Source organism: Gulosibacter molinativorax (genome assembly GCF_003010915.2).
Lineage (GTDB): Bacteria > Actinomycetota > Actinomycetes > Actinomycetales > Microbacteriaceae > Gulosibacter > Gulosibacter molinativorax.
Genome location: NZ_CP028426.1, coordinates 251,003 through 264,135 on the forward strand (window position 1 = coordinate 251,003; position 13,133 = coordinate 264,135).

The 13,133-nt window shown below is 62.9% G+C and carries 16 protein-coding genes; 10 read left to right on the forward strand and 6 right to left on the reverse strand.

Annotated elements, in window-relative coordinates:
* The first annotated feature begins 2 nt into the window (after positions 1-2).
* Complete coding sequence (locus tag GMOLON4_RS01310) at positions 3-758, forward strand: MerR family transcriptional regulator (RefSeq protein ID WP_026937777.1); 756 nt, start codon at positions 3-5, stop codon at positions 756-758.
* 49 nt (positions 759-807) lie between these two features.
* Here the strand turns inward: GMOLON4_RS01310 and GMOLON4_RS01315 are convergent, their stop codons facing one another.
* Complete coding sequence (locus tag GMOLON4_RS01315) at positions 808-1,497, reverse strand: SRPBCC domain-containing protein (RefSeq protein WP_211222712.1); 690 nt, start codon at positions 1,495-1,497, stop codon at positions 808-810.
* Positions 1,498-1,572: 75 nt separating this feature from the next.
* On the opposite strand from GMOLON4_RS01315, the gene chrA reads away from it, so the two are divergent.
* Together chrA and GMOLON4_RS01325 are read left to right on the forward strand one after the other, a co-directional pair.
* Positions 1,573-2,790 (forward strand): chromate efflux transporter, encoded by a 1,218-nt coding sequence (gene chrA / locus GMOLON4_RS01320; RefSeq protein WP_051267369.1) that lies wholly within the window; start codon positions 1,573-1,575, stop codon positions 2,788-2,790.
* Between the two features lie 69 nt (positions 2,791-2,859).
* Positions 2,860-3,438, forward strand: a complete 579-nt coding sequence (locus GMOLON4_RS01325; RefSeq protein ID WP_026937773.1) for a DNA-3-methyladenine glycosylase — start codon at positions 2,860-2,862, stop codon at positions 3,436-3,438.
* A 107-nt stretch (positions 3,439-3,545) separates the two neighbouring features.
* Here the strand turns inward: GMOLON4_RS01325 and GMOLON4_RS01330 are convergent, their stop codons facing one another.
* On the reverse strand, positions 3,546-4,520 hold the full coding sequence (locus tag GMOLON4_RS01330) for an MsnO8 family LLM class oxidoreductase (RefSeq protein WP_245575552.1): 975 nt from the start codon (positions 4,518-4,520) through the stop codon (positions 3,546-3,548).
* Between the two features lie 174 nt (positions 4,521-4,694).
* Positions 4,695-5,309, reverse strand: a complete 615-nt coding sequence (locus GMOLON4_RS01335) for an Lrp/AsnC family transcriptional regulator (RefSeq protein WP_146137570.1) — start codon at positions 5,307-5,309, stop codon at positions 4,695-4,697.
* Between the two features lie 139 nt (positions 5,310-5,448).
* On the opposite strand from GMOLON4_RS01335, the gene GMOLON4_RS01340 reads away from it, so the two are divergent.
* On the forward strand, positions 5,449-6,690 hold the full coding sequence (locus tag GMOLON4_RS01340) for a DDE-type integrase/transposase/recombinase (protein ID WP_181244158.1): 1,242 nt from the start codon (positions 5,449-5,451) through the stop codon (positions 6,688-6,690).
* Here the strand turns inward: GMOLON4_RS01340 and GMOLON4_RS01345 are convergent.
* Positions 6,687-7,037 (reverse strand): Lrp/AsnC family transcriptional regulator, encoded by a 351-nt coding sequence (locus GMOLON4_RS01345; RefSeq protein ID WP_026936963.1) that lies wholly within the window; start codon positions 7,035-7,037, stop codon positions 6,687-6,689. The genes GMOLON4_RS01340 and GMOLON4_RS01345 overlap by 4 nt on opposite strands.
* Positions 7,038-7,208: 171 nt before the next feature.
* Entirely contained in the window at positions 7,209-8,105 is an 897-nt protein-coding gene (locus GMOLON4_RS01350) for an Lrp/AsnC family transcriptional regulator (protein ID WP_026936964.1), read from the reverse strand.
* A gap of 244 nt (positions 8,106-8,349) precedes the next feature.
* Here GMOLON4_RS01350 and GMOLON4_RS01355 point away from each other — a divergent pair, with 244 nt between their 5' ends.
* The 3 genes from GMOLON4_RS01355 to GMOLON4_RS01365 are packed head-to-tail and all read left to right on the forward strand — an operon-like array spanning position 8,350 to position 9,862.
* The gene (locus GMOLON4_RS01355) at positions 8,350-9,171 is read left to right on the forward strand and encodes an oxygenase MpaB family protein (protein ID WP_146137445.1); all 822 of its coding nucleotides are present in this window, start codon (positions 8,350-8,352) and stop codon (positions 9,169-9,171) included.
* Between the two features lie 8 nt (positions 9,172-9,179).
* Positions 9,180-9,416: a trimeric intracellular cation channel family protein gene (locus GMOLON4_RS01360; protein WP_265415393.1), complete on the forward strand. Its 237-nt coding sequence runs from the start codon at positions 9,180-9,182 to the stop codon at positions 9,414-9,416.
* Positions 9,395-9,862 carry a trimeric intracellular cation channel family protein gene (locus tag GMOLON4_RS01365; protein WP_265415394.1) on the forward strand — a complete coding sequence of 156 codons (468 nt, stop codon included), beginning with the start codon at positions 9,395-9,397 and terminating at the stop codon, positions 9,860-9,862. The genes GMOLON4_RS01360 and GMOLON4_RS01365 overlap by 22 nt, the downstream gene beginning before the upstream one ends.
* 92 nt (positions 9,863-9,954) lie before the next feature.
* Here the strand turns inward: GMOLON4_RS01365 and GMOLON4_RS01370 are convergent, their stop codons facing one another.
* Complete coding sequence (locus GMOLON4_RS01370) at positions 9,955-10,302, reverse strand: histone-like nucleoid-structuring protein Lsr2 (protein WP_026936965.1); 348 nt, start codon at positions 10,300-10,302, stop codon at positions 9,955-9,957.
* An 838-nt stretch (positions 10,303-11,140) separates the two neighbouring features.
* On the opposite strand from GMOLON4_RS01370, the gene GMOLON4_RS01375 reads away from it, so the two are divergent.
* From GMOLON4_RS01375 to GMOLON4_RS01385, 3 genes are read left to right on the forward strand one after another with little or no spacing between them, the layout of a single operon-like run.
* Positions 11,141-11,944, forward strand: a complete 804-nt coding sequence (locus GMOLON4_RS01375; protein ID WP_084147514.1) for a cupin domain-containing protein — start codon at positions 11,141-11,143, stop codon at positions 11,942-11,944.
* Positions 11,941-12,111 (forward strand): helix-turn-helix domain-containing protein, encoded by a 171-nt coding sequence (locus tag GMOLON4_RS01380; protein ID WP_169516511.1) that lies wholly within the window; start codon positions 11,941-11,943, stop codon positions 12,109-12,111. Before GMOLON4_RS01375 ends, GMOLON4_RS01380 begins: the two co-directional genes overlap by 4 nt.
* A 56-nt stretch (positions 12,112-12,167) precedes the next feature.
* Positions 12,168-13,100, forward strand: coding sequence for an AEC family transporter (locus tag GMOLON4_RS01385; RefSeq protein WP_026936966.1), 933 nt, complete (start codon positions 12,168-12,170; stop codon positions 13,098-13,100).
* Positions 13,101-13,133 lie beyond the last annotated feature (33 nt).

The window sequence follows — 13,133 nt, forward strand, 5'->3', positions numbered from 1 at the left end:
GCATGGAGTGGTCAATACAGGAACTCGCGCGGCTGGCCGCGACGACGAGCCGCACGCTGCGGCACTACGACAGCATCGGGCTGCTTCCGCCGAAGCGAATCGGCGGGAACGGGTATGGCTACTACGGCGAGGCCGAGCTGGTGCGGTTGCAGCGCATCCTGCTGCTGCGCGAGCTCGGACTCGGGCTCGCGCAGATCGGCGAGGTGCTCGAACGCGAGACGAACGAGGCCGAGGTCCTGACCACCCATCTCGAGCTGCTCCGGCAGGAGCAGCGCAGGCTCGACCGGCAGATCGCCGCCGTCGAGCACACGATCCATGCGTTAGAGGGAAAGGAAGCGCTCATGGCCGAGCAGATGTTTGATGGTTTCGACCACACGCAGTATCAAGAGGAGGTCGAGCAGCGGTGGGGCAAGGATGCGTATGCCCGCGGAGATTCGTGGTGGCGCAAGTTGAGCCAGGCCGAACAGGACGAATTCAAGGCGAGCACCGCATCCCTGATGGCTGAGTGGAAGGCGGCCGCCGAGGACCCGTCGACCGACCCCGAGTCAGAGGCCGCGCAGGACCTCGCGCGCCGGCACGTGGCGTGGCTCGCGGGCGTGCCCGGTGCGAAGTCGGGCACCTCCGAGGCCGACTTCGAGGCCTACGTGTTGGCGCTCGCCGACATGTACGTGGCCGACGAACGATTCGCCGCAAACTTCGGCGGTGCTGAAGGCGCGACCTTCGTTCGGGAAGCGCTGCGCAAGCGCGTGCAGGTATAGCGGCTGGGCAACCGCAAGGTCAACGAGACGAGACGGCGGCGGCACGAAGTCACTCGTGCCGCCGCCGTCTCGTGACTTCAGGCCTGGTTAGTCTTGCGCCGGTGCCTCGGATGCGCCGGTGTAGAACGCGTAGGTGTTCGCGGCCGCGGCCTTGGCCTCCTCCGGATCCTCCCCGGCGGCGATCGAGGCATCCGCCCAGCCGTCCGCCATGTGTTGAATCATCGGGTGTGCCTCCGCGCTTGCACTCCACGCGCCGACGTCCTCCGGATCGATTACCGAGGTCGCATCCACATACACGCTCAGCGCGAGCAGCCCGAGCTCCCCGGCCCACGCCGGTCGCGCCCGGGCCGTACTGCTTCCAGAACGCGCCGTCGCCGATGGGTGCCTCGTGAATGAGCGCGAGTTCGGTGCCGTCTTCGGCGGGGGAGAGCTCGACCCGAACCCACGAGGACTGCCCACCGAACTCCCACGTGATCGCGTAAGAGTTCGGCGCGTCGCAGGCCTCGATCGTGCCGCCCGCGTTTCCCTCGGTCTGGTAGTGACCGCCGACCTCGAGGTTCCCCGTGATCGGCAAGAACCATTCGGGGATGCGCTCGCTCGAGGAAACCGCATCCCACACCTCTGCCTGCGACGCCGGGAACACGCTGCGGATCACCGCGGTCTTGGTGGCGACGCCGTCGCGCTCGCTGGCATGCAGCTCACGCACGGTGTTAGCGAAAACCTGAGGGTCGATGGACATGTGCAGCTCCGATCGGGTCGGCGATTAGTTGAGAAGTTAAGCAAACTGTAACCCCGACCGCTGAGACTCGGGTTCATGTCGCAAGAGTCCACGATCGAGCCCACGACCGGTCAGGCTCGACGCACCGGTGAAGTGTTCGCCGCGTTCCTCAGGCTCGGCCTGACGTCCTTCGGCGGACCGACCGCCCACCTCGGCTATTTCCGCGAGGCGTTTGTCGAAAAGCGAAAGTGGCTCTCCGACCGGGCGTACGCCGACCTCGTTGCCCTCTGCCAGTTCCTTCCCGGCCCAGCCTCGAGCCAGGTGGGCATGGCACTGGGGCTGCACCGCGCGGGTCCGCTAGGGATGCTCGCGGCCTGGCTCGCATTCACCCTGCCGTCGGCGATCGTCCTCGTCATCTTCGCATTCGGCGCCGATGCGCTGCTCGGCCAGGGCGCAACCGGCTGGCTCGACGGGCTGAAGGCTGTGGCCGTCGCGGTCGTCGCGCAGGCCGTGTTCGGCATGGCGAAATCGCTGACTCCGGATGCGGCGCGCGCGACCATCGCGGTCGGTGTTGTCGTCGCGGTGCTATTGCTGCCAAGCGCCCTCACCCAGATCGGCGTGATCATCGTCAGCGGGCTCATCGGGCTCTTCTTTCTCCGAACCGAGGCGACCACCGCGGGGGACGATGCCCTGCACATCCGCCTGCCGAAGTGGTTTGGCGTGGCGTGCCTCGTGGTTTTCTTCGTGCTGCTGTTCGGGCTCCCGGCCCTGTATCTCGCGACCGGCGATAGCACCTTGCGCCTGGTCGACATGTTCTATCGCGCGGGCGCGCTCGTGTTCGGCGGCGGTCACGTCGTGCTGCCACTGCTCGAAGCCGAGGTCGTGCAGGGCGGCCTCGTGGGTCAGGATGCATTCCTCGCCGGCTATGGCGCGGCGCAGGCGGTCCCGGGGCCGCTGTTCACCTTCGCGGCGTACCTCGGTGCCGTCACGAACGAGCCGCCGACCGGCGTCACCGGAGCCGCAATCGCGCTCGTCGCGATCTTCCTGCCGAGCGCCTTGCTGCTGCTCGGGGTCCTGCCGTTCTGGGAGCAGCTGCGCGCGAACCCGAAGATGCGCCGGGCGCTCACCGGAGTGAATGCGGGCGTCGTTGGCCTGCTCGGGGCGGCGCTGTACTCGCCGGTGTTTACGTCGGGCGTGACGTCAATCATGTCGTTCTGCATCGCGCTCGTGGCGTGGCTGGCGCTCGCGAAATGGAAGGTTCCGGCCTGGGCGGTCGTCATCGGTGGCGCGCTCCTCGGTGCCATCCTGTTGTAACCGGCTGGCCTCTCTGACCGGCATCGTCCGGTAACCGACCAGTCGGCCGACCACAGATAGAGTGGCGAGATGCTGCACCTTCACGACTCGGCCATCGAAACGGCGCCACTGCTGCTCGGTGCCGTGCTGCGTCGCGGGCCCGTCGCCGTATCGATTACCGAGGTTGAGGCGTACGAGGGTACACGCGATCCGGCGTCGCACGCCTATCGCGGACCCACCGCGCGCAACCGGGTAATGTTCGGCCCGGCGGGTCACCTCTACTGCTATTCGATGCACGGGCACACGTGCTGCAACGTGGTGTGCAGCCCGGAAGGCGACGCGGCCGCCGTCTTGGTACGCGCGGGGCGGGTCATCGACGGTCTCGAACTCGCGCGCGAACGACGCCCGGGCGTGAAGGATGCGTGGCTCGCGCGAGGCCCGGGCTGCCTCACGCGGGCCCTCGGCATCACGATGGCCGATTACGGGACGCCGCTGCTGAACCCCACGAGCGAGGTCACGCTCACGATGGGAGACGAGGCCGTCGCCGAGATTGCGAGCGGACCGCGCGTTGGGGTATCGCGGGCGCACGACCGGCCCTGGCGGTTCTGGGTCGCGGGCGACGCATCCGTCTCGGCATACAAGCGCGCCCGCGTGCTGCGCGACGACTAGCCGCTAGCAGCGAGTGCCCACCCGGGCGCAGTCAGCCGAGAGCCGTCAGCCGAAGACCCCGGTAGCAGCCAGCGCTCGGCCGGTAGCCAGCCCTCAGCCAATAACCATTAGCCGAAGAGTCCGGCCAGGAGTTCGTCGGAGCGCTGCTGGCCCTCGAGGTCGTGCATCCCCCCGCTCGCCAAGACCTCCGTTGAGCCGGTGTAGCCAAGCAGGGTCAGGATGCGCTCCCGCACCTTGTCCGGGGTGCCGTAGATCGCCGATGCAAAATTCGCTTCGACGCGCTCGCGCTCGCGATCACCGAGTAACGACTCGTCGAGGTTCGCCGCGGGCTGGAGGGGATCGAACGATCCTGTCGTCCGGGAGACCGCCAGCGTCCAGGCCTCGGGCAACAGCAGCTCGCGGGCACGCTCGGTCGAGTCGGCAATTGCGATGGGGACGGAGACCACCACCGATGGCTCGGCAAACCAGCGGGACGGCGCGAACGTGCGACGATACCGCTCGAGTCCGGCATGCTTATCGCCAGGCTGGGAGTGCAGCAGCGACGGTCCGCCGACGACAACACCGAGACCCGCGGCGGCGGCGAAATCGAGGCTCGCGCCGTGGGCCAGCACGTAGAGGGGAGTGGCCGCGTTATTGGGCGGCTGCATCGTGATCTCGGCTCGGCCCGCAAGGTACCCCTGCACCTCGGCGAGGTCCTCCGGGAAGCTGCTGCCCGCATCCTTTCTCTGGCGGAGCGCCTCGCGCACCGACTGTGTGAAGCCGACCGAGCGGCCGAGCCCCACGTCGATGCGTCCGGGGTAGAGCGCCTCGAGCGTCGAGATTCGTTCGGCGACCGAGAGCGGCGAGTGCGCGGGCAACATGAAACCGGCCGAGCCAACGCGAATGTCGCTCGTGCTCGCGCAGATCGCGCCCATCAGCAGCGCGGGCTCGGAGCCAACGATGCCCGGCACGCCGTGATGTTCGGCGACCCAGATCCTCGAATAGCCGAGTGACTCGAGGCGCTGCGCGCGGGCGATCACGTCCCACATGACTTCCGATTCGTCAGCGCCCGCCCGGGCGTTTGCGCGATCGAGGACTGACACTCTGACTACTTCTGCGGATGGGGACATAGCCCCATTGTGACGAATAGACACGAGGATTCACCGAACGTACAGAATTCCGTAACGTGCGCCGAATGTGGCGCTGATCAGAGCCGTCGCGTAAGAGCAGTCGAGCCAGGACACCCGCGTCAGGACAGTTACGTCAAGAAAGTGGCGTCAGAGCAAACGCGCGAATACTTCCTTCGGGTGCTGCAGTTGGCTACGGGTCTCGAGCTTTGTTACGCCGGGGACTGCGCGAATTCGTTCGAGCAGCTCGAACAGCGATCCCTGCGAGCGGGCTCGAATGACGATGACCGCATCACACTTGCCGATCGCCGTGAGCGCAAATTCGATCTCTTCCTCGGCTGCGATCGTCTCGAGCACCTTTTCGCTCTCCTGACTGAGCGTCAGGGTGGCCGTGATCGAAATAATGCGACCGTACTGCCCGCCACGTTCCATGACAACGATCCGCAGCGCGTTGGCGTCGAGGAGGCGATTCACACGGGTGCGGACCGCCGAGGGCGATAGATTTACGATGTCCGCGAGATCCTGCCACGACATGCGGCCGTCCTCGCCGAGCGCGGCAATGAGCTGGTGGTCCTTGTCATCGAGGGCGATTTCCTCGAGCACCTTGTGGGAGAGGTAGCCCTTGATAACGCGGCCGTAGGTGAGCGTCTCGATCTTCGCGACCGAAGAATGCGACCGGACCTGGTCGAGAATTTCGAGCAATTCCGCCTGCGTCGAAACGCGCACCTCCATCACGATCTCGAAGGGGCCCGTGACCGTTGACACATACACAGCCTGCTTGATCGGGGTCACGAATTCGAGGACGCGACAAGACTCACTTCAAGTGCCCGCGAAACACCCTCGATGCCTCACATAAAAAGGCCCGTGAAACGGTGACGCTCAAGGCATGGGAAGTGAGTTGTCAATGGCCGCCCGAATAGAGATCACCCGGAAGTATGCCCGGCAGTACGCCAACGCCTCGAAAAAGGACCGTGGCCGGCTGTTGGACGAGGTCGTCGCGGTCACGGGCTGGTCCCGCGATAACGCCCGACGCCGACTCGCGAAAGCCTCCAAACCAGGACCACGGGCCGTTACGACCGAACGCAAACCACGGCCACGGAAGTATTCCTACGACGCGACCAAGGTACTGCAGCGGGTGTGGGCCGCGACCGGCGGCCAGTGCGGCAAATACCTCGCCGTCTCCATGCCACTACAGCTCGATGCCCTCGAACGCCACCACGAACTCGTTCACGGCCAGCAGCGGTACTCGCCCGACGTACGCGAAGAGTTGCTCGCGATGAGCGCGGCCACGATCGACCGGTACCTCGCCCCGGCCCGCGCCAGCGACCCGCTGCGCGGGATCAGCACCACAAAACCCTCACCCTTGCTGCGTTCCTCGATCCAGATCCGCAAAGCCGGTGACGAAGTCGAGGACGAGCCCGGGTTCTTCGAGGGCGACACCGTCGCGCACTGCGGCCCCACGCTGAAGGGCGAGTTCGCACGGACATTGAACCTGACCGACATGCGCACGGGGTGGGGGTTCACCCGCTCGATCCGGAACAACGCGACTATCCACATCCTCGCCGCGCTCGACGCAGGTGTCACCAGCATCCCGTTCGAAGTCACCGGCTTAGACTTCGATAACGGCAGCGAGTTCATCAACCACGAAGTGATCGGTTGGGCCGCGGACCGGAAGATTTTCTTCACCCGCTCACGCCCGTATAAGAAAAACGATCAGGCCACGATCGAGTCGAAGAACAACCATCTCGTGCGGCACTACGGCTTCTACTGGCGGTATGACACCCCCGAAGCGCTGACGCTACTGAACCAGCTGTGGCCGCTGGTCAATGACCGGTTGAACTATTTCACACCCACGATCAAACCCACCGGCTACAGCACCGACCGCGTCGGCCGCCGCAAACGGGTGTACGACGACCCGCGAACCCCGTTCGATCGGCTCCTGGACGCGGAAGTGCTCGCTCCCGCGCAGATCGCGGAATTGACCGCGTACCGCGACAGCCTGAACCCCGCCGAACTCGCCCGCCGGATCGTGTCCCTCCAACGCCGGTTGACCGGCCTCGCGCAGCGCCCGACGCTGGAGTTGGAAGCCGCGACCGTGAAGCCACTGCCTGACACCAGTCGTGGGGTGCGTCGCAAAGCGAGCTAACCCGTGCCCGCGAAACCCTGGCCCGGGTTGGGCACGATTTCGCGGGCATTCACAAGTGAGGCATGGAGATCATTTCGCGGGCATATTGACATGAGGCATCTCGGGACGGGGGCGATCGGGCCCTGCACCGAGATCGACACGACCGCGACGGTCTGTGTGTTCGAAAGCTCCGGATGTGTCGCGCCGACGATGCGCAGGTCGTTCGATTCCTGCAGGTCCTTCAGCCTCGTTGCGACGACCGCGCGCGGAAAGCCGGTCGACTGTGCCAACGACAGGACCGTTGCTCTTGGTTCGATTTTCAGCGCGGCAATGAGCCGATCATCGAGCTCGGTCCGGGATTCTGGCATGGTGACACCTCAATGGATTAGTTCCGTCTCGGTACGGACCACGTACCAGAACCGGCCTTGCTGGGAGCGCAAGGGACTCGAAAATGATACTCGGTCATTTCTCCCTGGCAACCTTATCGACGAGTGGCGAGTTTTTTGGGGCCTCCGCGGCGGACGCGCGGGCGATCTTCCTTAATCGATCCGGCGGGCGAAATTTTCCTTGATGGTGTGGAGGTGGGCCCACAATTCGAGGCCAATGATTTCGGGATGTGCACGAACGGATTCAATCGCTTCGTGGAGCGCGCGTGGCGTCACCGCTCGGAGGGTAAGCAGCGCGTCGTAGCGCCCGATGGTGGACACCGCGAACTCCACAAACGGCTCATCGCTCAGCCGCGGCAGCACGACCGCTGCCGAATCGCGCAGCGAAAGCCCGACCCCGCAAGTGATCGCGGAGCCCTGGGAGTCGCGTTCGCGAAGCAGTACAATTTGGGCCGCCCCGGCTTCCAGCATTCGACGCACCCTGGTGCGAACCGCAGACGGTGACAGCCCGACGACCTCGGCGAGTTCTTGCCAACTCTTGCGACCGTCCGTCTCGAGCTCGTGCAAGAGCCGCTGATCCAATGCATCCAGGTGGATGGGCGTAAGCGCGTCGTGCTCGAAATACCCCTTATAGACCTGCGCGAACACGAGCGTGTCTGTGTTCGCAACATCGGGGCGGATCCGAATCTGCGTCAGCACCGCTCGCAGGTGATCCCGGTCACGAACACGCATTTCGATAATGAGGTCGTGTTCGCCGGCGACGCTGGCGACAAAAACTGTCTCGGGAATTCGCGCGGCGAATTCCGCAACCGGTCCGACAATGTCGTCTGTCGATACTGAGACGTGCGCGAGCAGGGTTAGGCCGGTCAATTGTGGATGCACGACGCTGACGATCCGAATGAATTCTTCGTCGAGCAGTGCCTGTAGACGCGTCGAAATGAGTGCCCGCGGGAAACCGATGGTGCGCGCGAGCGACAATACGCTGGCTCGCGGCTCCGTCTGCAGTGCAGAGATAAGCGGTTCGTCAATATCGACGCGAAAACGGGACATGGTGCTCCTCGAAACGCACTGGAGAAGCGCAACTTTGCGCCGACAGATGAGTTTCTACGCGCACCAATTGTCCCATGAGGCCACCGTTATGTCGGGTATTTGCGTCGAGTCGTGCGCGCTGGTGAATCAATCCGGTCGGTGATTTTGAAGCGCATACCCATCGGCAGCTCGACTCTTGGTTTACGCAGCGAGTGCGGTGCCGAAGCTGCGCATCGCCGAGGTTCGTCAGAGTAGTGTTCATCGGGTGACGGGAACTTCGCTTACTGCAGGTCGCCGGATGTCGGCGGAAGCGATCGTGTTGATCGGCGGGGGAGCGGCGATTCTGTTGCAAATTTCGCATCCCGCGGTCGCCGCCGGGGTCGCCCGACACAGTGATTTCGCGGCGGCGCCATTACGGCGGCTCGAAGGCACGCTCGATTTTGTGATTGCGGTGGTGCACGGAAACGAATCCGAACGCCAATTCGTGACGAAGCGCGTAAACACAATTCACCGCTCTGTGCGTGGTCGCTCGGGCGATATTCGTTATGACGCGCGAGATCCCGAATTGCAACTGTGGGTTGCATCCACGCTGTATTACGCGGCCCGCGCGGCACACGAGCGAGTTTTTGGGAAAGCTTCGTCGGCCGACGAGGAAAGTCTGCTCGCATGCTTTGCGGCGATTAGCGAGGTGCTGCAAGTTCCGGCGGCAAGGTGGCACGGAAGCGTTAGAGAATTTGATCGCTGGTGGGATGCCGAACTCGCGTCGAAGCGGGCCGGTCAGGATGCGCGTGTGATCTTTCAGCAGCTTCGATATGCCGCGGGCGCCCCGGCATATCTTCGAATCCTGCTGCCGGTCGTTTGGCGTATTGCACTCGCGATGTTACCGGCCCGACTGCGGAGGGAATTTTATCCCGAATGGTCGAAACGCGACCGGTTCGTGGCAGAGCTGTATTGGGCCATGGTCGTGCTTGTATATCGGCTGCTTCCCCGGCGTGTGAGGACGCTCACCGTCGCGTGGCAGCTCCGTCACGTGCGAAAGACTATGCGGCGAGAGCGCGAGTCTAATCGGCAAGAGAACGGCTGGTGACAACACTAATGACGGGCCCTGAAATCTTCGTGTTGGTCATTGACCTGCTCGGCACATTCGCCTTTGCGCTGAATGGCTCGCTCACGGCAGCGAAAATCGTTCGTCTCGATATTGTCGGTGTCGTTGTGCTCGGGCTAATCACGGCTGTGGGCGGCGGCATCGTCCGTGATGTCTTGCTTGGGGATATCCCCCGGTTGCGTTTACGAACTGGTATTACCTCACGGTGGCGCTTGCGGGTGCGCTGATCGCTTTCTTCATCACACGACCCCACCGGGTATTCAATCGCTTGGTGATGCTATTCGACACCGTCGGGCTGAGCCTCTTTTGCGTCGTCGGGGCGGTGAAGGCGCTGGACTACGGGCTTGGCCCGTTCGCGGCGATCTTGCTCGGCACAATTACCGCGGTGGGTGGCGGCACGATTCGGGATGTGATGACGGCGAAGGTGCCAACAATCTTGACAAGTTCAAGCGGGCTCTACGCGATTCCGGCGCTACTCGGAGCCGGGCTCGTGGTCGGCCTAATACTGCTGACCGGCGGGGCCAGGTCGGTGATCGGCATCCCGTTTGAGCTTCTCGGAGCAGCGCTCTGCTTTGCTATTCGTGCCATCGGGATTCGATTCAATATCAATGCCCCGGCCTCGAGGTTGATCGCCGAAATCGGCGATGGCGGCGGCAGTAATAGCCAGAAATAAGGGCAATCGGTACGGAAAACGCCACATCGCGCAGACTCTATTGCTGTGTCTGCGCGATGCGGTGGTTCTGGATTGAAGGGGGCTAAAGAGATTTAGCTGTTTGCCTCGTCGTATGCCTCGAGGATCGAGTGCGGGACGCGACCGCGGTCAGCGACGTCATATCCGTTAGCGTTTGCCCACTTGCGAATAGCGGCGAGATCGCGCTTTGGGCCGGTGGCGGGAAGCTGGGTGCGGGTGCCACGCTGTGCGCGGCCCCCAACGCGGCGTGCAGTGCGAATGTACTGACCGAGCTGTTCGCGAAATTCTTCCGCATTTTCGCTGCTCAAGTCGATTTCGTATTCCACACCGTCAAGGCCAAACTTGACGGTTTCACCGAGGCCGTCCGGGAGGACGGAGCCGTCGAGGTCGTCGATAATCTGATACACGACTTTGCGCGCCATATTGAACTGCTCCTAAGCTAGATTCGCTTGATAGATTCGAAGTCTCTGCACCACGAAAGATTCTCGTGTTGGCTTCGTTATATTCTTTGCAATTCCTGGCGTAATTGCAAATCGAAACGCAGTGAACATCCTGAGACTGGCCGATTGAATTATTGATTCATGGTCCAGAAATTCGCTCGATACTCGATCGCGTGGCGGTTGATGCTCTATTTCAGGTGCTCCGACTGTGGTGGTGACTCCTATGGTGGGACGCGGATCTGCACGCGTCCCGGTGCAAGGCTGAATCTGGGGTGGTCGCGCGATTCAAGGTGAATTGGGGCGCTGATCGACCAGGGATTAAAACCTACAGTTGTTGTAATAGCTTGTCGGCTTTGTGTGCGATGGCGTTGGTCTGGTGCTTCGCGTCATTGGCGTTCTGCTGGAATATGGCGTCACGCGGGTGGTGCTAAGCGTTTCGCTCCGGGTGTTCATGAGCTGGGGCGCGCATCCTCAACTATGGATTCGGGTGAAAGTGGTGACAAAAGCGCAGTCAGGTTGGTGCTCGTACCTGGCTCGATGGCGCGATACTTTGCGGCCAGCGAACCGTTTGGTGCAAGTGTTGCGCGGTTGGTCGGCGGTTGGATCGCGGTGAAGTCACGCAACGAGCCGATCTTGGAATTTTCGCAACCACCTGATGGGGGTGACCGTAGACGCACGGTTGATGCGATAGGGCGCTAACGTCGGTATGCTTTTCCGGCATAGTGGGACCGGGTTCAGTTTGGTTTTTGACTGTGGTGGCGCCTGCGTTTTCAACGAAGTTTTTCCTACAATGGACTAATGCCCCAGCAAGGGAGGCGCTATGTCAGAACAATCGAAATTGGTCGAGCTTGATATCCACAGCGTGGAGGATTGGCGAGTAGCAGCAACGTCGCTGCGGCTTCCGCTTGCAATCGAGTCGACGAACGGGAAATTCCGCGCGCGGATGCGAAGCCTCACGGTTGGCGGAGTTCGTTTCTTCACCATGTCGGCCACGGAGCACCGGTCGGCACCACTCGAGCAGCTGACGCAGCAGGGCGGCGAGCCCTATTACGTCGTCGTGCATCAGGTGACTGGCCGTTCGCGGCTGTTCCAAGCGCAGCGATCCGCCGACCTCGAACGTGGTGACGTGGCGATCTTCGACACGCTGATGCCGTACCGCCGGGAATTCTTCGAGGGCAACACCCTGCTCATGATGGTTCCGCAGCAACTCATTTCTCTGCCGCCACACGGATTCGCGCAGATTGGCGGACTCCACATTTCGGGTCACGCTGGGCTGGGCGCAATCATCTCCCCACTCTTGACCGGCGTATCCGCAAATCTCAGTGCGCTTGAAAAGCCGGGCGGCATTGTGGTCGTGCAGTCGATAATCGACATGATCTCGGCCGCTGTAATGGAGCGCCTGAATTTGCGTGTCTCGGGTCGCTCGAATTCGCAAGTCGAATTGCTCATGAAGATTCGCGAGTACATCATGGCGAACCTCGGGGACCTCGACCTCAACCCACAGCGAATCGCGGATGCCCACTATATTTCGGTGCGGACCCTCCACGCGCTGTTCAAGGAACAGGGCGCGACCGTGTCAACTTGGGGCGTGAACGCAGGCTTGAGATGGCCAGGCGCGATTTGATCGATCCGCTGTGCAAAGACCCGATTCGGCAAATCGGGCTGCGCTGGGGATTCGCGGATGCGACCCACTTCTCGAACGCATTCCGCCTCGCCTACGAAAAGTCGCCGCGCGAGTACCGTAAGTTTGCTCGCGAGGCTGCTCAATCAGCAGACCTGCAGCGGGGATAATTCGCGCGGTCGCTGACTTCACTCGGTAGCCTCGGGCGAGTGGAGCGGAGGCGTGCGTGCTAGGAGTGCTCGAGGGCTTTAGCGTCATCGGCATCATCATCGTGATCGGTGTGCTGATCGACCGCACCGGGTGGCTCGGGCCCCAGGGGCGCCAGGTGCTGAACGGGCTGGCCTTTCACGTCGCGACTCCCGCGCTGCTCTTCGGCCTCATGTTTCAGGCCGAGCTCTCCGTGCTGTTTAGCGATCAGTTTGTCGCGACTGCGCTCGGCATGCTCATCGTCGCTGGCATGTATTGCGTGCTTGGCGTGATTTTCAAGTGGGGCGTTGGGCCGACCACGATCGGCGCGATGAACTCGAGCTACGTCAACTCCGGCAATCTGGGAATCCCGATCGCGGTGTACGTGCTGGGTGACGGCTCCCTTGTGGCGCCGGTCATGCTGGTCCAGCAGCTCATCATGGGGCCCGTCATGCTTGGGATTCTCGACGTGACCTCCGCGACTCGTAAGGGTCGGAAGCTCAAGTGGTGGCAGCTGGTGGTTCGACCGTTCACGAACCCGGTGGTGATCGGCGCGCTCTCAGGCCTGCTCCTGAACATCCTGAACGTGAATCCGCCGAGCTTCATTCTTGAGCCGATCGCGCTCGTCGGCGGGATGAGCGTGCCGGCGGTGCTGCTGGCGTTCGGCATGTCGCTGCGCGATAACGCGCTGCCGTTTCGGGGCGAGGACAAGTGGCAAGTGGCGGCGGGCACGGTGCTGAAGTCGTTCATCCACCCGGCCATCGCGTGGCTGCTCGGGGCGTTCGTGTTTCACCTCAACGACGCGATGCTCCTCGCCGTCGTCGTCACCGCGGCACTCCCGACGGCGCAAAACATCTATACCTATGCGGCGAATTATCGCGTGGGGGAGTCGCTCGCGCGCGAGACCATCCTCGTCACGACGATCCTCTCGGTGCCGGTCATTTTCCTCGTGACGATCTTGCTGCATCCATAACCGCGCCGTGAGAAGTTGTACGGCGGTTTACAC

Coding starts and splice junctions, on each gene's coding strand:
- GMOLON4_RS01350 (WP_026936964.1), bottom strand. CDS start 8,105: ATGTCCCGTTTTCGCGTCGATATTGACGAACCGCTTATCTCTGCACTG.
- GMOLON4_RS01340 (WP_181244158.1), top strand. CDS start 5,449: ATGGCCGCCCGAATAGAGATCACCCGGAAGTATGCCCGGCAGTACGCC.
- GMOLON4_RS01360 (WP_265415393.1), top strand. CDS start 9,180: ATGACGGGCCCTGAAATCTTCGTGTTGGTCATTGACCTGCTCGGCACA.
- GMOLON4_RS01325 (WP_026937773.1), top strand. CDS start 2,860: ATGCTGCACCTTCACGACTCGGCCATCGAAACGGCGCCACTGCTGCTC.
- GMOLON4_RS01310 (WP_026937777.1), top strand. CDS start 3: ATGGAGTGGTCAATACAGGAACTCGCGCGGCTGGCCGCGACGACGAGC.
- GMOLON4_RS01345 (WP_026936963.1), bottom strand. CDS start 7,037: ATGCCAGAATCCCGGACCGAGCTCGATGATCGGCTCATTGCCGCGCTG.
- GMOLON4_RS01375 (WP_084147514.1), top strand. CDS start 11,141: ATGTCAGAACAATCGAAATTGGTCGAGCTTGATATCCACAGCGTGGAG.
- GMOLON4_RS01370 (WP_026936965.1), bottom strand. CDS start 10,302: ATGGCGCGCAAAGTCGTGTATCAGATTATCGACGACCTCGACGGCTCC.
- chrA (WP_051267369.1), top strand. CDS start 1,573: ATGTCGCAAGAGTCCACGATCGAGCCCACGACCGGTCAGGCTCGACGC.
- GMOLON4_RS01315 (WP_211222712.1), bottom strand. CDS start 1,497: ATGTCCATCGACCCTCAGGTTTTCGCTAACACCGTGCGTGAGCTGCAT.